This window comes from Micromonospora sp. NPDC049047 (genome assembly GCF_040649135.1).
Classification (GTDB): domain Bacteria; phylum Actinomycetota; class Actinomycetes; order Mycobacteriales; family Micromonosporaceae; genus Micromonospora.
The window spans coordinates 281,315-304,738 of the sequence record NZ_JBEZEY010000006.1 but is presented as its reverse complement, the minus strand read 5'-3'; the positions used below and the strand labels follow the sequence as shown (position 1 = coordinate 304,738).

Sequence of the window (23,424 nt, the reverse complement as noted above, 5' to 3'; positions counted from 1 at the left end):
GCCTTCCTACAACTCGAACGTGGCCAGGTGGATCTGCCGTCGGGGCACGCCGGCGCGGCGCAGCGCGCGCACCGACTGTTCCACCAGGCCGGGTGGCCCGCACAGGTAGACGTCGCGCCGGGCCACGTCGGGCACCAGTTGCCGCAACCCGTCGGGGCTCATCAGTTGGCGGGGGCCGGGGTCGTCGCGGGAGCCGATGACGTACCAGACCGATGTTTCGCGCTCCTGCGCCAGCCAGTCCAACTCCCGGCTGAGCAGCACGTCGGCGGGGGTGCGGGCCCGGTAGATCAGGGCCGCGCCCGGCGGCAGCTCCTCGAGCATCGCCCGGATCGGCGTGATGCCGCTGCCGCCGGCGATCAGCAGGGCCCGCTCGCGGACCCGGTGCGCGGCGGTGAAGGTGCCCGACGGGCCCTGCGCCCAGACCCGGGTGCCCGGGGCCACCTCGCGCAGGTCCGCGGTGTGCGTGCCGACGACCTTGACGGTGAGTCGCAACCAGCGGCCGTTCGCGGCGGCGGAGACGGAGAACGGGTGCGACTGCCACCAGCAGCCCCGGGTGAGGAAGCGCCACCGGAAGTACTGGCCGCCGAGCATCGTCAGCCGGCCGAGCCGCTCGCCGGTGAGGTAGATGGAGATGGTGTCGGGGCTTTCGGCGACCACGTCGGCGACCCGCAGCTTGTACCGCAGGTTGAACGCCAGCGGCGCGAGCACCCGACCCCAGAGCAGGGCGGCGACCACCAGCAGGTAGAGCGCGATCCAGCCGGTACGCACCGGACCGGGCTTGTACAACTGTGCGCCGTGGGTGAACTGGTGGCCGAAGCCGAGCAGCAGGATCAGGTAGCTGGACCGGTGCAGCAGGTGCCACAGCTCGTAGGGCAACGCGCGCCGGATCGCCCGGACACTGCTGAACCCGACAAGCATCATGAGGCCGGTGGCGACGAACGCCGAGAGCATGTCCTCGTAGTCGCCGAGCAGCGTGCCGACCTCGGCGAGGATCGACTGGTTGCGCAGGTCCGCGTAGCCGACCAGGATCAGCGACAGGTGCGCCAGCACGGCGACAAGCAGCGTCGCGCCGACGTCACGGTGCCAGCGGGCCATCTGCTCGCCGCCGATCCACCGTTCCAACACCGGCAGCCGGCTCATCATCAGCACCTGCACAAGCAGCAGGTAACCGGCGATCAGACCGGTGATCCGGCCCGCCGCGGTGACGGTGGCCGCGGTGCTGCGCAGCGAACCGGCGGGGGTGCCCAGCCACCACGGCAGCACGCTGGCGAGCAGGCCGACGAGCAGCAGCAGGCCCAGCAGCCGTCGGCCGCCGGGTCCGCGCCGGTCCGGGACCTGCGGGGGTACGGGTAGCGCCGACCGGCCGTCGTGCCGGGACGAGGTCCCGGTACGACGGCCGGCGGCGTGAGTGTGCGGGTACGTCACGCGTACAGCTTCATCGGGGCGTACTTCTGGCGGGGGAAGACCTTCTCGACCTCCGCGTTGGTGAGCCCGAACCGGCCCTGGGCCACCGCGCCGTACACGTTGAACATGTTGTTGTACTCCGGCACGTCACCGGAGTCCGGCTTGTCCAGACCGTTCCAGTTGCCGAGCAACGAACCGGCGAGCTTCTTGCCGGAGAGGATCGTGACCACCCCGCCGTGCCCGTGGTCGGTGCCACCGGTGTTGGAGCGGATCCGGCGACCGAACTCGCTGGACACCATGATCGTCACGTCGGCGGCCTGCGGGCCGAGGTCGGTGAAGAAGGCAGCCATCGCCTTGGCCAGCTCGTTCAACCGGCGGTGCAGTTGGCCGCCCGCAGCGGTGCCCTGGTTCTCGTGGGTGTCGTAGCCGCCCATCCCGACAGTGGCGACCCGGACGTTCGCGCCGCCCTTGATCAGCTGGGCGAGTTGCTTGAACGAGTTGCCGACGCCCTCGTACGTGACGCCCTCGGCGGGCTGGTACGGCTTGGCGGCCAACTGCTGGGCGGTGGCCAGCGCACCCATGCCCTCCTGCACTGCCTCCTCCACCGGGTGGTTGATCCCGGTGAAGAGCCCCTTGATGGCAGCCTCGGTGGCCGCCCGGAACCGCTGGTCGCCGTTGAGCCGCAGCGACCCGACGTTGTTCAGCGACAGCGCGCCGTTGGTGCCCACCAGCGAGCGGGGCAACGTGCTGCCGATGCCGACGCTGCGGAACGCGGTGCCCTTGCCCAGGTGGTCGACCAGACCGTCGAGCCAGCCCCGGCCGCCGGTCTCGTTCGGCAGGCCGCCCAGGTTGCAGGCGTCCGCGGCCTGGAAGTGGCTGCGCGACAGCCGCGGGTCCGAGGTGCCCGGTACGAAGCCCAACTGACCGGCCGTGAGCCACTTCTCCAACGGCTTGAACGCGCTCGTCAGCTTGAAGCCCCGGTCCAGGGCCAGCGAGTCGTTGCCGAGCAGCAGGTCGGGACGGTCCTTGGCGAGCACGGGGTCGTTGTCCGGCGCGACGAGGCTCAGCCCGTCCAGGCCCCCGTAGAGGAACACGTGGATCAGGGTGCCGGTCGGGGTCGCCGCGAACGACGCCGACGTGGTGACGAACTGGGCGGTGGCCAGGGCGGTGGCGGTGGCCGCGGCACCGGCGACGAAGGTCCGCCGGGTGACGCCGCGACCGTCCTGCTGGGCCTCCTCCAGGTTCTCCAGCGTGCGGTAGCGGTCCCGCTCGGCGGCGCTCTCGGCGGCGACGATGTCCGCCTCCGCGCGCAGCAACGCCTCGGCCGGGTTGTCGGCCAGCCGTCGCACGTCGGGGCATTCGGGGTGCAGGGGGAAAGAGTTGTACACAGTCTTCTCCATCGGGTGCCTCACCTGAGGTGGTGCTGGGGGGAAGCGAGGATCGCCCGCGCGACGGCGGTGATGGCCCCGTTGAATGTGGCGTCGACCTTGGCAGTCGCCGGCACACCGGCCACACCGAGGATCAGGTTCTTCTCCCGCGTGCTGAGCTTCTGACCCACCAGCCGCTGGGAGAGTGCGTCCACGTACGCCCCGGCGGTGGCCGGCGGAGCGGCGATCAGCTTCTCCGGCGCCGTGTACGTGAAGGTGGTGCGGAAACCGGCGATGATCTCGCCGGCCTCGTTCCAGCCGTTGACCATGGTGCCGGCCGACGTCCAGGCGACGTACACGTCCGGGTAGCCGTCCGGGGTGGGCTGCCCCATCGGGTAGTGGCCCAGCTCGCGCAGCTTGTCGTGGATCTGCCGCAGGCCCCGGGCGTACGGGGTGCGCTTGCTGTCACCGTTGTTGTGCTTCGGCGACGCCTCCGGAGAGACACCCAGGGTGCGGTACGTGGCGACCAGGTACTCCATCGGCCGGCGCACCTTCTGGCCCACGCCGGCCCAGAACTCCGAGGCGGAGAAGAGCGCCATCAGCACCGGCTTGATCAGACCGTTGTTCGTGGTGTACGTCTTGGCCAGCCGGTCCACAAGGGACTTCGGCGGGGTGTCCGAGACGAACCGGGTCGCCAGGCTCTGCGCCACGTACTTCGCCGTCGACGGGTGCAGCGCGATGTAGGCGATGTACGCGTCGATCGCCGCATCGGCCTTCTTCGGGTCCGCGGAGTCGTTGGCGTGGGTGAAGCCGAGAATCTTCACCTTGCCGACGTAGTGCTGCTCCGGCTTGAAGACGTACTTGCCGTCCCGGTCGATGCCGCGGCCGGTCTGGAGCATCGCCGCCTGCCGGACGTCCTGCTCCCCGTAACCACCGTCGACGCCCACCGAGTAGAGCTCGAGGTTCTCCCGGGCGAGGTTCTCGTTGATCGCGTCCTTGCGGGAGTCCTTCTGGTTCAGGTAGATCAGCAGCGCGGGGTGCTTGTTCGCGGCGACAAGCATCTCCGGGTAGCTGCCCAACGCGTGCTGGCGCACGACCTCCTGGTCGAACGAGTTGCGGTAGGGCTCACCGCCGTCGAAGTCGGCGGCGACGTGCAGAAAGTCGTTCCAGAAGTCGACCATCACCTCGAACAGTTGGCGCTTGGACCAGATCTGCCGGGCGAGGGTGGCGTCCACCATCTCCCGCTCCGGCTGGGCGCCCTGCTCGTTGAGCTGGTCGCGCTGGGCGCGCAACTGCTGCGGGGTGAGCTTCAGGGTGGGCAGCTCGGAGAGCTTCAGCTCGGCCTTGCTCGGCTCGATCTTGTCCGGCTCCAACTGGGCGCGGATCCAGCCGTCGATGCCCTGGCTCTTGATGTCGGCGATCACCGCGGGCGTCGGCCCGAAGGTGGCGCGGCGGGCCAGGTGCAGGATCGGGTCCTTGGCCAGCACCGTCTTGACCGTCACCTTGGTCGCCGCGGCGGCGGCGGCCGGACCGGACAGGGTCCGCCCGGTGGTGGGCGCGTTCTTCTTCAGCGCCTCACCGGCCCGGGAGCCCATGTAGCTCTCGTTCTGCTCGGTGTACGTACGCACCGTGCTGGGCTGCTGGCCGCTGGGCCGCGCCGCGGTGCCGTCGGTCACCGTGCTGCCGGTCGCGTCGCCAGCCGCCGCGGCCTCGTCGCCGAAGAGGCCCCGGAACTGCGGGGTCATGGCGAGCGCGGCACCACCGGCGACGACGGCGGCGGTGCCGCCGAGGGCGACGATCGCCTTGCGCCGGCCGACCTTGCGATCGGAGTCATCGTCATCGTCCAGAGCGGGCAGTCCAACACCCGCCGGTCGCGCCGGCGCCGGCCGGCCGAGGCCCTCCGGGCCGACCCACTGCGGCCCGCGCGGGCCGGGGGCCGGCTGTCCGGCGTGGGCGTAACCGTCGCCGTACTGCTCGCGCGGGTCGGCCTGCGCGGGGTAGCCGCCCTGGTAGGGGTGGGGCGAGTCGTACCCGTAGGGCGCGGACGTGCTGGGGTCGCCGTAGCCGTCCGCGCTGTGGTGCTGGCGTCCGTCCCAACCGCGGTCGTCCCGCGGTCGACGTGGTGGCACATTCTGGTCGGCCATGTACCAATCCCGATTTCTGATGAGCGCCGAAAGCTGCGACCGGGCAGGTGCGACAGGTGCGGCGACTGTTGCCTGAGGGGGTTGCTACGGCAAGGTAACCAAGCGCTCAGGTGCCTTCAAGGTGGGCTGAACGCCCTCGCGAGGGCACTTAAGACAGCGCTCAGTGCCGCATCGCGAGCGGGCGACGGGCGGTGGCCGGGCGCGGACCTTCCCAGCAGGGCGTACGCGCGGCAGCTGGGCACAGACCCGACCGCAGAGCCATACGCGACACGTTCCACGCTGTTCACCACCACAGGCAAACTTAAGGTTCGGGTAAGCCGGACATGAGGTGAACTCGCGTGGCGGAAAAGTAGGAGCAGCGGGTGAGCGTGAGCCGCCGCAGCAGCGGGTATGCCGCCGAACCGCTGGACGCGTGAGGGGAAGGCAGCGCCATGCTCAGCAAAGAGGATCAGCGCAGGTTCGACCAGATCACCCGTCAGCTCCGGGAGAGTGACCCGGCCTTCTTCGCCCGGTTGGACCACCGGGCCCGGGCCCGCAGGGGCCGCTATCTGATGTTGTTGACCATCGTGCTGTGGGCGTCGCTGCCGGCGGTAGCCGTGTTCGCCGGCCGGTTGACCGGCGCGATCTGCGCGGTGGTGCTGGTGGCCAACGCCGCCATCATGTGGCGGTTCCGCCGCCGGTGGACGTGACGGCTCACCGCTCGGCCGGGCCGAACGCCCGGTACGCGCGGCGCAACCGTTCGAGCAGTCCTGGCCCGCCGATGGCCGGCGCCGGTGCTCCGAGCTGGCGCAGCAGGAGGTCCGGGCCGGTTGCCAATCGGGGTGGCCGATCGGGCAGCGGCACCGGCGGCGTCCAGAACCGGTCCGCCGACTCGGCAAGCGTGGTTGCCGGCAGTCCGGCCAGCGCGCGGGCCGCGCCGACGGGTGCCGGAACGGCCACTGCCGACTCTCGACCGTCCGGTTCGGACGGTGGACCCGGCGGCTCCGGTGCGGGGGCGGCTCCGGTGGCCTCGGCCCGCCGGGCCCGCAACTCGTCGAGCAACTCCGCACGGGATCGGCCGCGCCAGTGCAGCAGCTCGAACGGGTCCGCGTCGAACGCCTCGGCGAGTAGGTAGAACGTCGCCGCGAGGTGTTTGCACGGCACCGCGAAGTCGGGGCAGTTGCAGCGCTGGGTCAACTCGTCGACGCTGGCCGGGAAGAGCGGCGCACCGGCGGAGACGAACAGCTCCTCCAACTCGTCGGGGAGGTCCCCAGCGAGCAGCCGGGCGCTGAAGAACGCCTGGCCGGCCAACTCCGCCTCGATCCGGGACCAGAGCGCGGCCGGAAACGGCTTCAACGCGATGGACACCTGGTACGGCTGCGGTCGGGAGCCCTGCACCACGGCGCTCACCCGTCCGGGCGCGATGTCGAGCGTGCGCACCTGACCGGCTCGCGCGTACGACCGGCCCCGGGTCAGCCGGGTGCCGAGCGCGAACGACTCCAGCACCTCCAGGAAACGCCGCGACCACCAGGACGTGCCGATCGCGCCCCGGGCGCTGCGCGCCCGCAGACCCCCGTCGACGCGGCGGGGGCGCCCGTAGTCGGCGAACCGGTCGGTGCTCACGCCGGCACGGGACGGCACGCTGCGGGGTCCGCTGGTTGGCTCGCGCACTACTCCACCACCGCTCCGGCTTCCAGGGCGAACAGGTCACGCAACTGGCCGGTGGACAGCTCGGTGATCCACTGCTCGCCGGTGCCGACCACCCGCTCGGCCAGACTGCGCTTGTCGGCGATCATCGCGGCCACCTTCTCCTCCACAGTGCCGGCGCAGACGAACTTGCGCACCTGCACCCGGCGGCGCTGCCCGATCCGGAACGCCCGGTCGGTGGCCTGGTCCTCCACCGCCGGGTTCCACCACCGGTCCACGTGCACCACGTGGTTCGCGGCGGTCAGGGTGAGCCCGGTGCCACCGGCCTTGAGGGACAGGACGAACAGCGACGGACCGTCGGCCGACTGGAAGCGCTGCACCAGGGCGTCCCGTTCGGCCTTGCCGAGGCCGCCGTGCAGGAACAGCACCTCCCGGCCGAACCGCGCCGACAGGTGACCGCGCAGCATCGCGCCGAACTCGGCGTACTGGGTGAACAGCAGTGCCCGCTCCCCCGCCGCCAGCACCTCCTCCATGATCTCGGTGAGCCGGGCCAGCTTGCCGGAGCGGCCCTCCAGCGGCGAGCCGTCGCGCAGCAGTTGGGCCGGGTGGTTGCAGACCTGCTTGAGCCGGGTCATGGTGGCAAGCACCAGCCCGCGTCGCTCGATGCCGTCGCTGGACTCGATCCGGGCCAGCATGTCGTCGACCACCACCCGGTAGAGGGCGGCCTGCTCGGCGGTGAGGTTGCAGAGCACCTCCATCTCCAGCTTCTCCGGCAGGTCCGAGATGATCGACGAGTCGGTCTTGAGCCGGCGCAACACGAACGGGCCGGTGATCCGGCGCAGCCGTTCGGCGGCCTCGGCGTCGCCGTTGCGCTCGATCGGCTCGGCGAACCGCTTGCGGAACGTCGCCGCCGGGCCGAGCAGCCCCGGGTTGGCGAACTGCATGATCGACCACAGGTCGGCGAGCCGGTTCTCCACAGGCGTACCGGTCACCGCCACCCGCTGCCGCGCGGGCAGCGCGCGGACCGCCTCGGCCTGCCGGGTCGACGCGTTCTTGATCGCCTGCGCCTCGTCCACCACCACCCGGTGCCAGTCGATGCTGGCCAGGTCGACGGCGTCGCGGGCCGCCACCGAGTAGGTGGTCAGGACCAGGTCCGCGCCGTGCGCGGCCGCTGTGAACTCCGCCCCCCGCGCCCGCTCCGCCCCATGGTGTACGTGCACCCGCAACGTCGGCGTGAAGCGGGCCGCCTCCCGCTGCCAGTTGCCGACAAGCGACATCGGGCAGACCAGGAGGGTCGGCCCGGCCTCCGGCGGATCCCCGGCGAGCAGTGCGAGCAGCTGCACGGTCTTGCCCAGCCCCATGTCGTCGGCGAGCACGCCACCCAGGCCGAGCGAGCGCAGGAACGCCAGCCAGGCCAGTCCGCGCTGCTGGTACGGCCGCAGCGTGCCCTGGAAGCTCGGCGGCGGGTCCAGTGGGGTGAGTCGGCGCTCCACCGCACCGGCGAGCAGGTCACCGAGCGCCCCGTCGGCGCTCACCTCCAGCACCGGCAGCGCACCGGTGGCGTCGCCGTCGGCCAACCCGAGACGGAGCAGATCGGCGACGGTCAGCTCGCCGGCCGAGCGGAGCAGCCGCAGACCGGCCGCGAGCCGCCCCGGGTCCAGCTCGACCCACCTGCCGCGCAGCCGCACCAGCGGGGTCTTCAGCTCGGCCAGCGCCGCCAACTCCTCGGCGGAGAGCGGCTGGTCACCGAGGGCGATCTCCCAGCGGTAGTCGACAAGGGCATCCAGGCCGACACCGGCATCGGTACCACCCACAGTGCCTGGCGCGGTGCGGCTGCGGGCCCGGAGCCGGGCGCCGAGCCGCGCCGACGGGCGCTGCCACCACGACGGCAACAGCACCCCGAAACCAGCGGCGTGCAGCACCGGGGCGCCCTCGCTGAGGAACCGGTGCGCCCCCTCAACGTCGAGTTCCATCGCCTCCGGAGCGGCGGTACGCAGCGCGGCGTCCAGGTCCGGCCAGAGCCGGCTGGCCCGGCCCAGCTCGGCGAGCAGCGTCTCCTGCGGGCTTGTCGTCCGGCCGGCCAGGCCGCCGAGCGTCTGCGGCGCCCGCCAGATCTGCCCGGCGTCGACGTGCAGGCCGGGTTCGTCGGCCGCCTGCAATCCGAACTCCAGCCGCCAACGCCCGGCACCGACCGACTCGACCGGCACCGGAGGGCTCCCCGCCACCACCGGCCCGCTGTCCGACCCCGACCCCGACGTCGGCCCCGCTACTGCTGCTGCCGCCGGCATGCTGCCCGACCCGGGCCCCGCCACCGGCATGCTGCCCGCTCCCGCCGCCGTTGGCACGCCGTCGCCCGGTACCGGGCGGGTGGCCAGGATGGGTTCGGTGACCTCGTCGGGAGCCGGTTCCACGAGCCGGAAGCTGGCCCGCACCGGGCCACCGGCGGCGTCGCGCTGCCAGACGTCCAGCTCGGCCTGGAGAGTGGCCAGGGCGGCCGGTTCGATGGTGAAGTCGCGTCGAGGGCCGGCGAGCGCGGCCAACCAGGCCGGCGCCGGACCACCTGGGCGCAGCCCCCGAGCCAGCGTGGTGGTCGCCAGAGCAGCCCGTGCGGCGGCGTCGGTGAGCGCGTCGAGCGCCTCCGTGACAAGCGCGGCAGCCGTCAGCTCGACCCCGTCCGGCCCGGTGGCCGTCACCGAGGTGCTGGCCGCCGGGGCGACAGCCGGTGACGCGGCGGCTGCCGGCACCGCCGTCGCTGACGCGGTGGCCGCTGGGGCGGTGGTCGGCGTGGGCTGCACGACTGCGGCTCGGGCGGCCGGTGGCAGGGCCAGCGCGAGCGACCGCGCCCAACCGGCGTCGGTACCGGTCAGCAGCGGTCGCCAGACCGCCCACGCCGGCACCGGGGCAGCAGCGCCCGCCGGCACCGGGGCGGCAGCGCCGGGCAGTTGGGAACCCACTGTCGTGCGGACACCGGGCAGCACGCGGCCACGGGTCACCAGGTCGGCGGCGAAGTCAGCCAACCCGGCGAGGTGACGCAGGGTCGCCCCGGCCAGGGCCGGCAGTTCTTCCAGGTGGCGCAGCAGCAGGAGGGCGTCGTCCGGGGCGTACACCAGCACGGGCACCCGCCAACCGGCCAGGGTGAGCCGGCCGCGGACCGGGGGCGCGACGGCGGTCCGGATCAGCTCGGGTGAGTCGGTCGGTGCGCCCGCCCGGGTGGGCAGGGTGAGCAGCACGGTGTCCGGGCGGGCGGGTTCGGCGGCGTCAGCGAGGACGGCGGCCAGGTCGGCGTGCCCGGCCGCGAAGGGATGCGGGCGCACCCGGGGCGGCCGGCCGGGGCGAGTCGGCGGGGGCGGCGCGGCGCTGTCCTCGGCCCAGACGGCGAGCCCGCCGGTCGAGCCGTCGCCGGGCAGCCACAGCCCGTGGATGACAAACACCTGCTCCCCCTCGTCGCCGCCCGCGCCCAGGATAGGCGGCCCTGGCGGGTAACGACCCACGCCCACCAGGGCCACCACGTGTCGTGGTTGGCCCTGCGGTGATCATTTGCTGAAAAGTAGGTCTGGACGGGCTCTGGGGCCTGCTTTTCATCAATTGATCAAGCGGATCGTTGCATCGCGGCCGACTGGGGTGGCCGCGACGGGTCAGAGCGCCCCGGCCTCGCCGTCGGTCAGCTCGCGCAGGATGTCGGCGTGACCCGCGTGTCGGGCCGTCTCCTCGATCATGTGCACCAGGATCCAGCGCACCGACACCTCGCCGAGCTGCGGGTGCGGCACCACATGGTCGAGGTCGAAGCTCGCGGCGACCGCCCGGGACCGGGCGCAGGCCCCCTCGTACGCCTCGACGAGCCCGGCGACGGTGTCCTGGTCGCCGAGCGTGAAGCTCGCCAGCGCGTCCTCCTCCGAAGTGAGGTAGACGTCGCCCGGCTCAGGGGCCAGCAGAGTCGGGAACCAGTTCCGCTCGACCAGGGTCAGGTGCTTGACCAGCCCGGCGAGCGTGGTCGCCGAGGGCACCAGCCGCCGGCCGGCGTCGGCGTCGGAGAGGCCGCGCAGCTTGCGCAGCAGCACACTGCGGTGGAAGTCGAGAAACGCGTCAAGCACTGCGCGCTCGTCACCGGTGCGGGCGAGCACCGGACCGAGCGTCGGATCGATCGTCTGCTCCATCCGCCGACCCTAGCCACGGGTCGGGTCGCCCGCTGCCCCGCTATCCGCTGCGAGCGGGCGGCCCGACGGGCAGGATGGGCGCATGGCTTCATCCGTACGGATCCTGCTCGTCGGCGGCACGGCGGACGGGCAGACCATCACCGTCGAACTGGACAGCAACGGCCGTCCGCCGCTCACCCACCACCACCTCGGCCCGGGTGGGTTGGCGGAGGCACAGATCTACGAGTTGGAGAGCGCTCACGAGGAAGCCAGCGAGTGGCGGTACCGGTGGACCGGCCCCGCGGTGTGAGCGTCCACTCAGACCCGGGTGAGCGCCTGGCTGCGTAGGCCCTCCAGCACACCGCGGGTGACTTCCGAGGTGCCCCGCGCCTGCTCGCACACCTCCGCCACCCGCCGGGCGGTGGCCTCCGCGCGTTGCTCCCGCTCGTCCCAGAGCCGGTCGACCTCGGCCAGCAGCGGCCCCTCGACCTCCCGCTCCACGCCGCGTAGTGCCGGCACGCCGAGTCGCTGGGCCAGGTCGAAGACCTTGCCGGCGTACGGCAGGGGCAGGAACGGTGTGCCGACCATCGCCGCGAAGATCAGGAAGTGCAGGCGCATGCCGACGGCCAGGTCGAAGTGGCGCATCAGCCCGAGCACCTGCTGCGGCGAGTACGTGCCGTGCAGGATCCGGCCGTGATCGGCGGCCACCATGTGCGAGAGCACCCCGTGGGCGTGCCGGATGTCGTCGCGTTCCATCGGCACGAACAGCACGTACGCGTCGATCCGGTGGACAAGGAAGTCGCCGATCTGGGCCAGCAGCCGGTGGTAGCCGTCCACGTCGAGCCGTTCGGCGGCCCGCCCCGGCTCCCGCACACTGATCCCGACCAACCGCTTACCGACCGGCACACCCTCCTCGGCCAGCAGGTGGGCCGGGAAGTCCTCCGGCTGCAACAGGAACGCCGGGTCGGCGGTGACCGTGATCGGGTTGAGCAGGCCGGCCTCCTCGAGCACCATCCGGGACTCCTGGTCCCGGACCGTCACCTGGGTGGCGCTGGCCAGCGTCTCCCGGACCATGCCGGTGTCCACCGCGTCGCTGAGCGGCCCGACCCCCACCGCGTACGTGATCAGGGGCAGGCCGCGCTCCTGGGCGACCCGGACCACCCGCAGGTAACGGCGGGCCTCCCGGTCGTAGAGGATCCCGCCGCCGCCGAGGATGAGCAGGTCGAGCTGGGCCAGGACCAGGGCCGAGTCGGTACGGCTGACGCCCTCCCAGGGCACCGCCTCGACGTCCGGGTGCGCGGCCCGGGTGTGCTCCGGGTTACGGGAGAAGACGATGATCCGGGCGTTCGGCTCCTGCGTCCGCAGATCGGTGAGCAGGCCGGTGAGGATGGCCTCGTCGCCGAGGTTTCGCCCACCGTACGAGCCGAGCACACCGATGGTCAGTCCGGCACCGTGCGTCATCCGTCGCTCCTCCCCAGGTGCGGTCCGCGCCGGTTTCCCGCTGGGGAGGTGAACAGTCCTGCCGGGGGGACCGTCCCGGCTCAGCCCGTCGGGTCGATGCGCTTCGCCATCTGCTGCGCGGTGACCTCGAAGCCCAGACTGCGGTAGAGGCCGATCGCCACGGTGTTCGTACCGAAGACGTTCAGACCCAGCTCGGGCACGCCGAGGTGGGCGAGTTCGACCTCGATGAGCTGAATCATCCGCCGTGCGTACCCGCGTCCCCGATGCTCCTCGTGCACCTCGATGTTGTGGATCCACGCCTGGTTCGGCGCGGCCGGCGTCGGCAGTGTCACCCAGATCCAGCCGACCTCGGTCTCGCCGACCCGGGCCGCCCGCAGCACGACCCCGTCGGTGGCCGCGCCGGCCGGCAGCAACTCCCGGATCTGGGTGACCGCCCGTTCGAGGGCCGCGTCCGGGGTCATCCCCCGGTGGGCCGCCAGGTCCTCGGCGTACCCCTGCTGCAGCGGCCCCAGCAGGCGGGTCAGCTCCTGCTCCGTCGTCGGCGTCAGCGTCAGCTCAGCCACCGAGCCTCCCTTCGTCGTCGCCGAGTTCAGCAGATCCCACCCGGGTACGCCATCCGGTTCGCCAGTCAGCGCGGGTCGGCGGGCGCGCGGGTATCGGACCTGGGAGTGGGAACGAGGGGTCCGATCGCCGCCAGACGGCGAGGTCGGCGCGGCTACATGATCGTTTACATGAGAACACTGAAGGACAAGGTCGCCCTGGTGACCGGTGGCTCCCGCGGCATCGGGGCCGGCATCGCCCTCCGCCTGGCCCAGGACGGGGCCGACGTGGCGCTTACCTACCGGCAGGACGCGGAGCGCGCCGCGACAGTGGTGCGGCAGATCGAGGCGCTGGGCCGGCGGGCGCTGGCTCTCCGGGCCGACGGCGCCGACCCGAGTGCCGTACGGGGGGCGGTGGACCGGGTGGCCGCCGAACTGGGTGGGCTGGACATCCTGGTGAACAACGCGGCGGTCTTCCTGGTCGGTGCCGTGGGCGAACTCGGCACGGCAGAGGTGGAGCAGACGATCGCGGTGAACATCCGGGCACCGTACGTCGCCGTGCAGGCGGCGCTGCGGCACCTGAGCGAAGGTGGACGGATCATCAGCATCGGCAGCATCGTCAGTGAACGGACCGTCTTTCCCGGGCTGACGCTCTACTCGATGAGCAAGACCGCTCTGGTCGGGCTGACCCGGGGCCTGGCCCGCGAGCTGGGTCCACGGGACATCACCGTGAACCTGGTCAACCCCGGGCCGACGGACACCGACGCCAACCCGGCGGACGGACCGGACGCGGCAGCCATCAGCGGATTCACCGCCGTCGGCCGCTACGCGCGTCCCGCCGACATCGCCGCCACCGTCGCGCACCTGGCCAGCCCCGAGGCCGGCTACGTGACCGGCGCGCTCATCAATGTGGACGGTGGCTTCACCACCTGACGAACCCGGGCGGCGCCGCCGCAGCCGCCGGCGGTGCCGCCCCTGAATCATGTCCCGCCGAGCGGGCGTGAACCGTCAGCGGGGCGGGTCCTCGCCGGTGAGCCCGTCCACCGACTCCCGGATCAGGTCGGCGTGCCCGACGTGTCGCGCGTACTCCTCGATGAGGTCGACAAGGACCCGGCGCAGGCTGGGCACCCGACCGTCGGGCCACCCGCCCCGGGCCAACTGCTCCGGGCCGCCGTCGGCGAGCAGTTCGGTGACGGTGGCCCGGGAGCGGGCCACAGCCTCCCGCCACAGCGTGTAGAGCTGCTCGGGGGTGTCCTCGGCGGCCGTGCGCCACTCCCAGCCCGGGTTGGCGTCCCAGTCGACCGTCTCCCACGGTGGTCCGGGTGAGCGCCCGGCCAGCTTGAGCGAGAAGTAGAGGTCCTCGACGAGGGCCAGGTGCTTGAGCAGCCCGCCCAGGGTGATCGACGACGGGCCGAGCGTGGCCCGCAGACCGGCGGCGTCGAGCCCGCCGGTCTTCCAGGCCAGGGTGGCGCGCTGGCGGTCCAGGGAGCCCAACAGGGTGGCGGTCTCGTCGCCCGCGATCGGCGGTTCGGGGTGACCGTGCTCGTCGGAGTTGGTCATGGTGGTCGAGGTTAGTGGGCCGACCGGAGCCGGACCAGGTGGCCGTTTTCGGGCCGCGTCAGGGAAGTTCGTAGCCGGCTTCCTCGACGGCGGCGCGCACCTCGCCGACGTCGAGAGGTCGGTCGCTCGTCACCGTGACGGTGTCGAGTTCGACATCGACGGCTACGCCTGTGACGCCGGGGATTCGTTCGATCTGCTCGGTGACGAAGCGTTCACAGTGGCCGCACGCCATGCCCGCCACGCGGTAGACGCCGACGGTCATGCCGGGACCTGGCCGTCGGCGGGCGCTTCCGGCGGTGGTGGTGCCGAGGTGGGCCGGACGGGAAGGGTCCGGGTGAGCAGGTGCGCCCGCCGCATCCGCCCGTCGTCGGCGAACTCCCCGAAGAAGTGCACCTCCACGCTGCCCTCCCGCTTCCGGTTCTGGAAGTGCAGGGTGTAGCGGGCGGCGATCCGGTCGCCGTCGGCAAGCGCCTCGTGCACCTCCCACCTGGCGTCGGGTTGGTGTTTCTGCGCCGGCCGGGCGTGCGCGATGAGCTTGGCGCGATCCATCCGGCTGCCATCGGCGATCTGCACGATGTCCGGCGTGTGGTACCTGTCGACGACAAGCGCCGTGTCTTCGTCGCCGCGGACCAGGTCGGCCATGAAGGAGGTGAAGAAGTCGGCGATGAACTGCCTGGGATCGGTGCCATCGAGAGCGCGCATACTACCCACCGCCAGCCCGTGATCTCCGAACAAAACTTTACGGTCTGTAATATATCGACATCCGAGAAACCTTGGCAAGGTGTAAAAGATGAGTGGTTCTGCGGACCGCCACCACCGCCGTGCCGACGCCCGCCGCAACAACAGCGCGATCGTCGACGCGGCACTGCGTCTGCTCGACGCACAGCCGGACGCCAGCCTCGACGCCATCGCCAGTGCCGCCGGGGTGACCCGGCAGACCGTCTACGCCCACTTCCCGTCGCGCGAACACCTGCTGGCGGCAGTCGTCGATCGGATCACCGACGAGGCAGTCGCCGCCATGGACGCCGCCGAGCCGGACAGCGGACCGGCAGCGGAGGCGCTGATCCGCGTCCTGCGGGCCGGCAGCGGGATCGCGGGACGCCACCCGGCCCTCGTCCAGCAGATCGCGTCGGTCCCGGTGAGCCCGCAGGCCGACCAGGATCGCCACGCGCCGATCGCCGACCGGATCAGCCGAGTGATCCGGCGTGGTCAGGCCAGCGGCGAGTTCGACAACGAACTGCCGGCCGAATGGCTCGCCGCGGTCACCATCAAGATTGGGCACGCCGCCGGCGAGGAGGTGGACGCCGGCCGGATGCCGCCGGGCGAAGCCGCCGACGCGCTACGCACCGTCCTGCTCCGGGCGCTGCGCCCGGAAAGCTGAACCGCAGGTTCCACAGTGAACGACGACGATGACGAGGGCTACCATCGGCAGGTGACGCCACACGTGGTCCGGCTGGATCTGGGCGTGATCCCGTCGCCCTCCGGGTCGGCCGAGCTGCTGCTGACAGACGAGCGGAGCTGCCGGCTCGTCTTCGCCACCGAGCAACCGCACCGCGTGGCGATGGCAACCTTCGCCGGTTACGCGCAGGCGCTCTTCGGCTATCCGAATGACGAGGCACTGCCCGGTCACCCGCTCTACCACCCCGACTGGGAGTACGGGTGCTACGAGGTGCAGGGGTCGCCGTGGCCCGGCCGGTTGGCGGCGCAGAACCGGGTGCGGTTCCCGGACCAGACCTCCTCGCGCTGGGGGCAGCTACGCCACTTCCTCGTGGTCTGCCACGAAGACCTCGTCGAGGTCCTCGCCGACGACGTGAGCGTCGAGCTGTTCGACACCTCGTTCGAGGAGGTGGCCATGCACGCCCTACGGCTCAACCTGGGCAGCCTCTGATGCGGGACGGTCGCCTCGTCGGGCTGTGGGACAGCGGCCCCTACGACTACGGAGCGATGGAATCCAGCTGGGTGTGTCTCCGGACTGACGGCACCGGCTGGAGCGCGTGGGCCAATGCCGCCGGTGGCGCATCGATAAGCCAACTGACCTGGACGTGCGTCGAGGACGGCGAGTTGGAGTTGCGATACCGCTGGACCGCGTCGGGCACCGGTCGTCCGGGCACGCCTCCCGAGCTGGTGGCCATCGACGAGGAGGGTCCGGATGACACGCTGGTACGGACCCGTTTCGCAGTCCGCCCGGACACCCCACCGCTTGCCGAGTCGCCGGTTGCCACCCTCCACCTGGACGAAGCTGTCGAGTTCTCGCGACACTTCGCGCTCGTCGCCCCGGGACCTGAGTAGCGCGGCCAGGTGGGTGCTCGGGACACCCTCGACGTGTCGCCCGGGCAGTCGCTGAGGCGGGAGAAGTCGCCGCCCGGGGCGGTGCCGCGGCCGGGATCCACCGCCGCCGCGACTCAGCGTCGACTGCGACTTCGGCGTACGGCCCAGACTCCACCGGCGACGGCCGCCGCGAAGGGAAGCAGACAACAGAGACTGAGAATCGCGAGATGCCACGGCTTGATCGCGCCCATAGCCGCGAAGGCTATCCGGCGCGGTCAAGTGATGATCGCGGCCCACCGGCTCCGCGCGGCGGTACGGTCGGCACGCAGAGCCGATGCCGGGACACGGACAGGAGCGCGAGCGATGCCGAAGACGCGAGCCGCGAGCCGTACGGCGGTGCTCGTCTGCCAGGGCCGCGCGGCGGCGGACGGCCTGATCGCTCCCGGTCGCTTCGCGGACCCGACGGCCATGCGCCTGCTCCGCGCCGACGAACGGGAGCCCGTCGATTGGGTACGCGATGCCGCTGTTCCCCAGCCATGGCGGCACCGGGTCGACTACGAGAGGGTGCCAGATCAGTCGACAAACCGGCCCACCAGGGCGGCGAGCGTGTCGGGGTGCTCGTCGGTGACCAGGTGACCGGCGGCGGGGATGATGTCGACGTCGAGCTGAAGTCGCTGCTCGGCCGCCGACCGCAATCGGTCCGGGGGTAGGAACACGTCGTGCTGTCCGCTCGCGATCACGACCGGCACCGTGCGAGTCGCCGCCGGCACGAGATCGTCGGCACTCACCGGGCGGGTGTGTCGGGCGACGAGCGTCATCCACTCCACCAACTCGGCGCGGGGCGTGCGGCCGGGTGCGGACAGGAGCCGCAGCAACCGGAGGCTCGACGCGGCCCGTGGCCGTACCAGCCAACCCAGGAACGCCAGCAGGACACGAGGGGTGACAGTGAGCCGGCACAGTCCTCCGGGTGCCACCGCGACAGTCCCGCTGACCCGGGGGTGCTCGGCGGCGAGCGTCACCGCGCCACCGAACGAGTGCCCGAACAACACGACCGGACCGGTGGTGGCTTCCTCGACGACGGCGTTCAGCCATGCGCCGTACCAGGTGAGCCCGCCACCGGCGACGTCCGCCGCGTCGGAACTCAGCCCCGGCTGGCCCGGGATGTCGGCGGCGGCCACCCGGTACTGCCGCGCCAGGGCGGTGAGCAGCGGCAGGTAGGCCGCCGGGCTGAAGCGGTCACCGGCGACAAGGACGACCGTCACCGGGCCCGCGCCGGCGGTGAGGAGGTGCGTGTCGTGGCCGTGGGCCCGGATGACGCGTCGCTCGTGCGGGATCGCCCACGCGTCGAACTGCTGCGCACACCACCGGCCGATGGTGTCTCTGCCCTCGGGAGTCCGGTAGATCGACGTCACCGCTGCATCCTGCACCACTGCCGCACAGAACCTCGTCCGCGAACCCTCAACGGCACCAGCCCGGCGGACCAGGTCGTTGACGATAACGATAGATGTACATTGATGAACGAATTGATTCGGAGGATCGCACCGGAGTCCGAGGGTGTCGCTCCGATGCCGGCGGCCGTCGCCGCCCGCCCACGGAAGGACGAACGTAGTGAGACGCAACAGATGGCTTCCATCCCTGGTGGCAGCGCTCACCCTGGTCGGAACGGCGATCGTGGCGGTCACCACCATGGCCGCCGCCCCGGCCCAGGCCGCACCGGTCACGATCCCCAACGGCACGCAGTTCACCGACACCACCGGCAACCTGCTGCACGCGCACGGCGGTGGGGTGCTCAAGGTCGGCGACTACTACTACTGGTTCGGTGAGAACCGGAACGCCAACAACACCTTCCGGGCCGTCTCCGTCTACCGCTCCACCAACCTGCGCGACTGGGAGTTCCGCAACAACGTGCTGACCCAGTCGTCGGCGGCGGAACTGCAGTCGGCAAACATCGAGCGGCCGAAGGTCGTCTACAACGCCAGCACCAACCGGTACGTGATGTGGATGCACAAGGAGAACGGCAGCGACTACGGCGAGGCCAGGGCCGCCGTCGCCTCCTCGGCCACCGTGGACGGCAGCTACACCTACCACGGCAGCTTCCGGCCGCTGGGAAACATGTCGCGGGACATCACGCTCTACAACGACGGCGGTACGGCCTACATGATCTCCGCCGGCGACGAGAACCGCGACCTGCTCATCTACCGCCTCACCGCCGACTACCTCACCGTGGCCACGCTTGTCGGCAACTTCTGGAACGACGGCAACCGTGAGGCACCGGCCCTGTTCAAGCGCGGTAGCACCTACTTCCTGCTCACCTCGGGCCTTACCGGTTGGAGCCCGAACCAGGCCAGGTACGCCACGGCGTCCAGCATCTCCGGTCCGTGGACCGGCATGACAAACGTCGGCGACTCGACCACCTTCCGCTCCCAGTCGGCCTTCGTGCTCCCCATCCAGGGCACGTCGACGACGAGCTACCTCTACCTCGGCGACCGCTGGGCCGGCGCCTGGGGCGGGCCGGTAAACGACTCCCAGTACGTGTGGTTGCCCATCGACTTCCCCTCCGCCACGACCATGAGCCTGACCTGGTATCCCACCATCACCATCGACGCCGCCGCAGGCACCGTCACCGGGCAGGCGCCGGCCTACTACCGCATCACCAACCGCAACAGCGGCAAGGTGGTGGACGTGCTGGACAGGGCCGTCACCGACAACGCCGAAGTCAAGCAATGGTCCTGGAACGGCGGCGCGAACCAGAAGTGGGAGTTCCGCGACGCCGGCAGCGGCTACTTCCGGATCGTCAACCAGAACAGCGGCAAATGCCTCGACGTCGCCGACGCCTCGACCGCCAACAACGCCAACGTCATCCAGTACAGCTGCGGCGGGGGCACCAACCAGCAGTGGCAGTGGGTCGCCACCGGCAACTACTACCAGCTGCGCGCCCGGCACAGCGGCAAGTGCCTGGACGTGGTGAGCGGCGGCACCGCAGACGGCACCGACATCACCCAGTACACCTGCGGAAGCGGCACCAACCAGCAGTGGACCCGCACCCAGTCCTGAACCCGCCGGCACGGGTACCGAGCACCCGACCATGAGGTGTGCCCCAGGAGGGCACCACAGTTGAAGGTGGGCGCGGCAGGTTTCGAACCTGCGACCCCTCGCTTGTAAGGCGAGTGCTCTCCCACTGAGCTACGCGCCCGGATCGCCCTGCGGCGGGCCGGTGGCTGGCAAGCTTACCTTGTTCGCCGCCGGCCCCGGCGCACGGCGTACTCCGGTCAGCCGGCCGCTTCGGCGATGGCCTTGCGCCAGGCCTGCTGGTCGCGGGCCTCGCCCGGGCCGTTCATCTCGGCGAAGCGGATGATGCCGGCCTTGTCGATGACGAAGGTGCCCCGGTTGGCGACGCCGGAAGTGTCGTTGAAGACCCCGTACGCCTGCGCGACGCCGCCGTGCGGCCAGAAGTCGGCAAGCATCGGGAACTGGTAACCCTCCCGGTCGGCCCAGATCTTGTGGCTGTAGACCGAGTCGACGCTCGCCGTCAACACCTGCACGTCGTCGTTCACGTACGCGTCGAGGTTGTCCCGTACCTCACACAGCTCACCCTGGCAGGTGCCGGTGAAGGCGAGCGGGTAGAAGACCAGCAGGACCGTGCGCCTGCCCCGGAAGTCCGAGAGTCGGACCTCCTGGTTGTTCTGGTCCTTCAGCACAAAGTCCGGCGCCTCGGCACCAACCTCGATGGGCATGCGTACTCTCCTGGGGGTCGAGTCGGGAAACGGCACCAGCCTGCCACCCGACGGTGCGGGCCGCCGGGCCGGCGAAGCGGCGCGGGCTACTTCTTGGCCTTGGCCCCTCGGCGCAGCACCAGCCGTGCCCCGCTCCAGTCCCGGCCGGCGTTGACTGTCGAGGTCTGCTGAAGACCGGCGGTGGGCGCTGACTCCGCGACCTCGCTCGGCTCAACGTGCCCGTCCCGCCCCGCCTTGGGGGTGAGTAGCCACACGACCCCGTTGTCGGCCAGCGGGCCGAGGGCGTCGACGAGAAGTTCGAAGAGGTCACCGTCGCCGTCGCGGTACCAGACCAGCACCGCGTCGACCACCTCGTCGGTGTCCTCGTCGACCAGATCTCCACAGCGGTCGGTCAGGGCGTCCCGGAGATCCTGGTCGACGTCGTCGTCGTACCCCATCTCCATGACGACCATCCCCGGTTCGATCCCGAACCGGTCCGCCAGGCTGCGTACCCCGTCGGCGGCCTGACCAGCGGTCGCGCTCACTGTCGCGTGCCTCCTCATCTCGTCCCTGCTCGCGGCGTCGGTGCGACGCCGTCAGGCAAAGTCCACACAGTTGTGCGTCCGCGCGCAAGTGGCGCACCGGGTGGAACGGAATTTACCGTGCCAGCAGCGTACGGGCACCGTCGGTAATGGCTTCCGCGGAGACCAGAACCTGACGTGCTGCCGGACCTAATGGTACAAACGAGTCAACTGCCGCCACGCGCCGCGCGGCACCGACATATCCGGCGTCGACCAGGGCGGCGATGACTCCCTCCCCCACCCCGCCGGAGCGGCGCGTCTCGTCCACCACCAGCACCCGGCCGGTCGCCGAGGACTCCCGGATGATGTCGGCCACCGGCAGCGGCGCCAGCCAGCGCAGGTCCACCACCCGGGTGCCCACCCCCTCCTCGGCGAGGGCCGCCGCGGCCCGCAGCGACATCCGCACCCCGTTACCGAAGGTGATGATGGTCAGGTCGTCGGCCGAGCCGACCCGGTAGACCCGGGCCCGGCCGATCGGCACGTGCCCGGCGACCCACGCCCCCGGCTCGGGGTAGCCGGCCATCCACTCTCCGTCACCGTCGGCGTACAGATCGCGGGTATGGTAGAGCGCGATCGGCTCCACGAACACGCAGACGCTGCCGTCCACTGCCGCGCTGGCCAGGCAGGTCCGCAGCATGGGCGCCGCGTCGTCCGGCCGCGCCGGCACCGCGACAACCAGACCGGGCACATCCCGGAGTACGGCCACCGAGTTGTCGTTGTGGAAGTGGCCGCCGAACCCCTCCTGGTACGCCAGCCCGGCCACCCGGACCACCATCGGGTTTCGGAACGCCCCCCGCGAGAAGAACTGCATGGTGGCCGCCTCGCCGCGCAGCTGGTCCTCCGCGTTGTGCAGGTACGCCAGATACTGGATCTCCGGCACCGGCAGCATCCCGGCCAGGCCCGCGCCCAGCCCCAACCCCAGAACCGACGTCTCGTCGAGCAACGTGTCGAACACCCGGGCCGCCCCGAACCGGTCACGAAGGCCCTTCGTCACCCCGTACACACCGCCCTTGGCGGCCACGTCCTCGCCGAAGACCGCCATCTGCGGGTGGTCGAGCATCCCGTCGGCGAGCGCCGCGTTGATGCTCTGCGCCAGGGTCATCGGTCCGGCCAGCTCCGGCGGCTTGCCCCCGAACGCCTCCGCCCGTGCACCGGCACCCGGCCCGCTGGCCTGCGCCGCGGCGTCGGCCACCGCCCGCGCCACGCGCACCGGACGGCGGGGTGCCAGCGCCGACACCACGTCGGCCGCGGAGGCCAGTTTCGGCTCGCCCAGCACCTCCTCGGCCAACCGGCGTACCTGCCAACCGGTCTCGTCGTAGCGGGCCAGCAGCTCCTCGCCGGTGGCCACCCCGGCGTCGACGAGCAGCCGCGCGGTGGCGACCACCGGGTCCCGCTCCAGGTCCTCGGTCAGCTCGGCCGGGGCACGGTACGCCGACTCCGCGTCCGCCCCGGCGTGTCCCATCAGCCGTACCGTGCGCAGGTGCAGCACTGCCGGCCGCCGGTTGCGGCGCACCCAGGCGGCAGCCTCCGCCGCCACCTCGTACGTCCGCACCGGGTCGGCCCCGTCCGCGCTGAAGTAGCGGATGCCCGGCCTGGCCCGCAGGGTCGCCTCGACCCAGCCCTCGGGTGAGCGGACACTGATGCCCAGCCCGTTGTCCTCGCAGACGAAGAGCACCGGGATGCGCAGCCCGGCGTGGTCGTACCAGCCGGCGGTGTTGAACGCGGCGGTGGCGCTGGCATGGTTGACCGAGGCGTCGCCGAACGAACACACCACTATCGCGTCCGGTGGCCACGGGGCCGCCGACCCACTGCCGACCCGCGCCCCGGCCCCGGTACGCCGCCCGGCGCTGTCCAGCCGGCGTAGCCGCTCCACGGCCAGTCCCATCCCGACGGCGCGGGGCAGATGCGAGGCGATGGTGGAGGTGGTCGGCACGATGGCCAGATCGGCCCGGCCGAACACCTTGTGCCGGCCGCCGGCGATCGGTTCCTGGCTGGAGGCGACCATTCCGCGCAGCACGTCCCGGGCCGCGTCCGCGTACGGCGCAAACCCGCCGATGGGCGGCTCGGCCCCGGTGGGCTGAAGGTCGGTCGGCTCCGGGTCGGTCGATCGCTCAGGGTCATCCAGCCGCTCAGGGTCGGTCGACCGCTCGGTCGGCTGGGCGGGGTCGGGCGACACGGAACCGGGCGGCACGGACCCCTGCGGCACGGACTTGGGCGACTCCGGGTCGGCGGTCGATGCCGGGCCGGCGACGGCCTGTGCGGCCCGGACGCAGTAGAAGGCCCCGGATCGGTAGTGCAGCAGCGCCGGATCGGTGGGGCGCAGCGCGGCGGCGACCGCGGCGTTGCCCTCGTGACCGGCCGAACCGATCGTGTAGAAGCCCTCCCCGAAGCTGCGCAGCCAACGGCCGGCCAGGTCGAGCTGCCGACTGGTCACCTGCGCGTCGAACAGGTCGAGCACCTGCGCGCCGGTCAGCGGGGCATCGTCGCTGACCGGGTCGGCGGGGTCACGCCTCCGCGCCACGGCGGGCAGCGCCGCCAGCGTCTCCCGGAACCGGTCGTCGAGATCTTGCGGGGTTGTCACGAGGGACAGCATTACCGACGAGAGCCCTGGTCGCCCAGTGGGACACG

Annotated in this window: 22 protein-coding genes and 1 tRNA gene; 7 read left to right on the top strand and 16 right to left on the bottom strand. The window is 71.6% G+C overall.

Features of this window, described 5'->3' with window-relative positions:
- Nucleotides 1-6: 6 nt before the first annotated feature.
- Genes AB0B86_RS13020 through AB0B86_RS13010 form a run of 3 tightly spaced genes read right to left on the bottom strand, consistent with a single transcriptional unit; the run spans nucleotide 7 to nucleotide 4,915 of the window.
- On the bottom strand, nucleotides 7-1,425 hold the full coding sequence (locus AB0B86_RS13020) for a ferredoxin reductase family protein (protein WP_357405940.1): 1,419 nt from the start codon (nucleotides 1,423-1,425) through the stop codon (nucleotides 7-9).
- Nucleotides 1,422-2,804, bottom strand: a complete 1,383-nt coding sequence (locus AB0B86_RS13015) for a DUF1501 domain-containing protein (protein WP_357405938.1) — start codon at nucleotides 2,802-2,804, stop codon at nucleotides 1,422-1,424. Before AB0B86_RS13015 ends, AB0B86_RS13020 begins: the two co-directional genes overlap by 4 nt.
- A gap of 8 nt (nucleotides 2,805-2,812) precedes the next feature.
- Nucleotides 2,813-4,915 carry a DUF1800 domain-containing protein gene (locus AB0B86_RS13010; protein ID WP_357417887.1) on the bottom strand — a complete coding sequence of 701 codons (2,103 nt, stop codon included), beginning with the start codon at nucleotides 4,913-4,915 and terminating at the stop codon, nucleotides 2,813-2,815.
- 431 nt (nucleotides 4,916-5,346) lie between these two features.
- Here AB0B86_RS13010 and AB0B86_RS13005 point away from each other — a divergent pair, with 431 nt between their 5' ends.
- On the top strand, nucleotides 5,347-5,604 hold the full coding sequence (locus tag AB0B86_RS13005) for a DUF3040 domain-containing protein (protein ID WP_357417885.1): 258 nt from the start codon (nucleotides 5,347-5,349) through the stop codon (nucleotides 5,602-5,604).
- A gap of 4 nt (nucleotides 5,605-5,608) precedes the next feature.
- Here the strand turns inward: AB0B86_RS13005 and AB0B86_RS13000 are convergent, their stop codons facing one another.
- From AB0B86_RS13000 to AB0B86_RS12990, 3 genes are all read right to left on the bottom strand, one after another.
- A complete protein-coding gene (locus tag AB0B86_RS13000; protein ID WP_357417883.1) occupies nucleotides 5,609-6,517 on the bottom strand; it encodes an SWIM zinc finger family protein in 909 nt (302 codons plus the stop codon).
- A 47-nt stretch (nucleotides 6,518-6,564) separates the two neighbouring features.
- On the bottom strand, nucleotides 6,565-9,972 hold the full coding sequence (locus tag AB0B86_RS12995; protein WP_357417880.1) for a DEAD/DEAH box helicase: 3,408 nt from the start codon (nucleotides 9,970-9,972) through the stop codon (nucleotides 6,565-6,567).
- Between the two features lie 204 nt (nucleotides 9,973-10,176).
- The gene (locus AB0B86_RS12990; RefSeq protein WP_357405929.1) at nucleotides 10,177-10,695 is read right to left on the bottom strand and encodes a DinB family protein; all 519 of its coding nucleotides are present in this window, start codon (nucleotides 10,693-10,695) and stop codon (nucleotides 10,177-10,179) included.
- 82 nt (nucleotides 10,696-10,777) lie between these two features.
- Between AB0B86_RS12990 and AB0B86_RS12985 the strand changes: the two genes are divergently transcribed.
- On the top strand, nucleotides 10,778-10,984 hold the full coding sequence (locus AB0B86_RS12985; RefSeq protein WP_357405927.1) for a hypothetical protein: 207 nt from the start codon (nucleotides 10,778-10,780) through the stop codon (nucleotides 10,982-10,984).
- Nucleotides 10,985-10,992: 8 nt separating this feature from the next.
- Here AB0B86_RS12985 and AB0B86_RS12980 read toward each other — a convergent pair whose 3' ends face one another.
- Nucleotides 10,993-12,135 (bottom strand): polysaccharide pyruvyl transferase family protein, encoded by a 1,143-nt coding sequence (locus AB0B86_RS12980; RefSeq protein ID WP_357405926.1) that lies wholly within the window; start codon nucleotides 12,133-12,135, stop codon nucleotides 10,993-10,995.
- Between the two features lie 80 nt (nucleotides 12,136-12,215).
- Nucleotides 12,216-12,698, bottom strand: coding sequence for an N-acetyltransferase (locus tag AB0B86_RS12975; protein ID WP_357417877.1), 483 nt, complete (start codon nucleotides 12,696-12,698; stop codon nucleotides 12,216-12,218).
- A 168-nt stretch (nucleotides 12,699-12,866) separates the two neighbouring features.
- Here AB0B86_RS12975 and AB0B86_RS12970 point away from each other — a divergent pair, with 168 nt between their 5' ends.
- The gene (locus tag AB0B86_RS12970; RefSeq protein WP_357405922.1) at nucleotides 12,867-13,607 is read left to right on the top strand and encodes an SDR family oxidoreductase; all 741 of its coding nucleotides are present in this window, start codon (nucleotides 12,867-12,869) and stop codon (nucleotides 13,605-13,607) included.
- Nucleotides 13,608-13,682: 75 nt separating this feature from the next.
- On the opposite strand, the gene AB0B86_RS12965 is transcribed toward AB0B86_RS12970, so the two are convergent.
- From AB0B86_RS12965 to AB0B86_RS12955, 3 genes are read right to left on the bottom strand one after another with little or no spacing between them, the layout of a single operon-like run.
- Nucleotides 13,683-14,234 carry a DinB family protein gene (locus tag AB0B86_RS12965; RefSeq protein ID WP_357405920.1) on the bottom strand — a complete coding sequence of 184 codons (552 nt, stop codon included), beginning with the start codon at nucleotides 14,232-14,234 and terminating at the stop codon, nucleotides 13,683-13,685.
- A 58-nt stretch (nucleotides 14,235-14,292) separates the two neighbouring features.
- On the bottom strand, nucleotides 14,293-14,496 hold the full coding sequence (locus AB0B86_RS12960) for a heavy metal-associated domain-containing protein (protein ID WP_357405918.1): 204 nt from the start codon (nucleotides 14,494-14,496) through the stop codon (nucleotides 14,293-14,295).
- Entirely contained in the window at nucleotides 14,493-14,936 is a 444-nt protein-coding gene (locus AB0B86_RS12955) for a nuclear transport factor 2 family protein (RefSeq protein WP_357405916.1), read from the bottom strand. The genes AB0B86_RS12960 and AB0B86_RS12955 overlap by 4 nt, the downstream gene beginning before the upstream one ends.
- Nucleotides 14,937-15,024: 88 nt before the next feature.
- Here AB0B86_RS12955 and AB0B86_RS12950 point away from each other — a divergent pair, with 88 nt between their 5' ends.
- From AB0B86_RS12950 to AB0B86_RS12940, 3 genes are read left to right on the top strand one after another with little or no spacing between them, the layout of a single operon-like run.
- Complete coding sequence (locus tag AB0B86_RS12950; protein ID WP_357417874.1) at nucleotides 15,025-15,615, top strand: TetR/AcrR family transcriptional regulator; 591 nt, start codon at nucleotides 15,025-15,027, stop codon at nucleotides 15,613-15,615.
- Nucleotides 15,616-15,630: 15 nt separating this feature from the next.
- A complete protein-coding gene (locus AB0B86_RS12945; protein WP_357417871.1) occupies nucleotides 15,631-16,122 on the top strand; it encodes a hypothetical protein in 492 nt (163 codons plus the stop codon).
- Nucleotides 16,122-16,523: a hypothetical protein gene (locus AB0B86_RS12940; RefSeq protein WP_357417869.1), complete on the top strand. Its 402-nt coding sequence runs from the start codon at nucleotides 16,122-16,124 to the stop codon at nucleotides 16,521-16,523. Before AB0B86_RS12945 ends, AB0B86_RS12940 begins: the two co-directional genes overlap by 1 nt.
- Before the next feature lie 551 nt (nucleotides 16,524-17,074).
- Here AB0B86_RS12940 and AB0B86_RS12935 read toward each other — a convergent pair.
- Nucleotides 17,075-17,914, bottom strand: coding sequence for an alpha/beta hydrolase (locus AB0B86_RS12935; RefSeq protein ID WP_357417867.1), 840 nt, complete (start codon nucleotides 17,912-17,914; stop codon nucleotides 17,075-17,077).
- A 196-nt stretch (nucleotides 17,915-18,110) separates the two neighbouring features.
- Here AB0B86_RS12935 and AB0B86_RS12930 point away from each other — a divergent pair, with 196 nt between their 5' ends.
- A complete protein-coding gene (locus AB0B86_RS12930) occupies nucleotides 18,111-19,556 on the top strand; it encodes an RICIN domain-containing protein (protein ID WP_357405906.1) in 1,446 nt (481 codons plus the stop codon).
- Nucleotides 19,557-19,623: 67 nt separating this feature from the next.
- Here AB0B86_RS12930 and AB0B86_RS12925 read toward each other — a convergent pair.
- From AB0B86_RS12925 to AB0B86_RS12910, 4 genes are all read right to left on the bottom strand, one after another.
- Nucleotides 19,624-19,695 (bottom strand) — tRNA-Val (locus AB0B86_RS12925).
- Between the two features lie 76 nt (nucleotides 19,696-19,771).
- On the bottom strand, nucleotides 19,772-20,236 hold the full coding sequence (locus AB0B86_RS12920) for a peroxiredoxin (protein ID WP_357417865.1): 465 nt from the start codon (nucleotides 20,234-20,236) through the stop codon (nucleotides 19,772-19,774).
- 86 nt (nucleotides 20,237-20,322) lie between these two features.
- Nucleotides 20,323-20,760 carry a DUF3052 domain-containing protein gene (locus AB0B86_RS12915; RefSeq protein WP_007463483.1) on the bottom strand — a complete coding sequence of 146 codons (438 nt, stop codon included), beginning with the start codon at nucleotides 20,758-20,760 and terminating at the stop codon, nucleotides 20,323-20,325.
- 112 nt (nucleotides 20,761-20,872) lie between these two features.
- Nucleotides 20,873-23,389 (bottom strand): thiamine pyrophosphate-dependent enzyme, encoded by a 2,517-nt coding sequence (locus AB0B86_RS12910; RefSeq protein WP_357417863.1) that lies wholly within the window; start codon nucleotides 23,387-23,389, stop codon nucleotides 20,873-20,875.
- Nucleotides 23,390-23,424: the final 35 nt, after the last annotated feature.

Coding starts and splice junctions, on each gene's coding strand:
- AB0B86_RS13015 (WP_357405938.1), bottom strand. CDS start 2,804: ATGGAGAAGACTGTGTACAACTCTTTCCCCCTGCACCCCGAATGCCCC.
- AB0B86_RS13010 (WP_357417887.1), bottom strand. CDS start 4,915: ATGGCCGACCAGAATGTGCCACCACGTCGACCGCGGGACGACCGCGGT.
- AB0B86_RS13005 (WP_357417885.1), top strand. CDS start 5,347: ATGCTCAGCAAAGAGGATCAGCGCAGGTTCGACCAGATCACCCGTCAG.
- AB0B86_RS12990 (WP_357405929.1), bottom strand. CDS start 10,695: ATGGAGCAGACGATCGATCCGACGCTCGGTCCGGTGCTCGCCCGCACC.
- AB0B86_RS12985 (WP_357405927.1), top strand. CDS start 10,778: ATGGCTTCATCCGTACGGATCCTGCTCGTCGGCGGCACGGCGGACGGG.
- AB0B86_RS12980 (WP_357405926.1), bottom strand. CDS start 12,135: ATGACGCACGGTGCCGGACTGACCATCGGTGTGCTCGGCTCGTACGGT.
- AB0B86_RS12970 (WP_357405922.1), top strand. CDS start 12,867: ATGAGAACACTGAAGGACAAGGTCGCCCTGGTGACCGGTGGCTCCCGC.
- AB0B86_RS12965 (WP_357405920.1), bottom strand. CDS start 14,234: ATGACCAACTCCGACGAGCACGGTCACCCCGAACCGCCGATCGCGGGC.
- AB0B86_RS12960 (WP_357405918.1), bottom strand. CDS start 14,496: ATGACCGTCGGCGTCTACCGCGTGGCGGGCATGGCGTGCGGCCACTGT.
- AB0B86_RS12955 (WP_357405916.1), bottom strand. CDS start 14,936: ATGCGCGCTCTCGATGGCACCGATCCCAGGCAGTTCATCGCCGACTTC.
- AB0B86_RS12950 (WP_357417874.1), top strand. CDS start 15,025: ATGAGTGGTTCTGCGGACCGCCACCACCGCCGTGCCGACGCCCGCCGC.
- AB0B86_RS12940 (WP_357417869.1), top strand. CDS start 16,122: ATGCGGGACGGTCGCCTCGTCGGGCTGTGGGACAGCGGCCCCTACGAC.
- AB0B86_RS12920 (WP_357417865.1), bottom strand. CDS start 20,236: ATGCCCATCGAGGTTGGTGCCGAGGCGCCGGACTTTGTGCTGAAGGAC.
- AB0B86_RS12910 (WP_357417863.1), bottom strand. CDS start 23,389: ATGCTGTCCCTCGTGACAACCCCGCAAGATCTCGACGACCGGTTCCGG.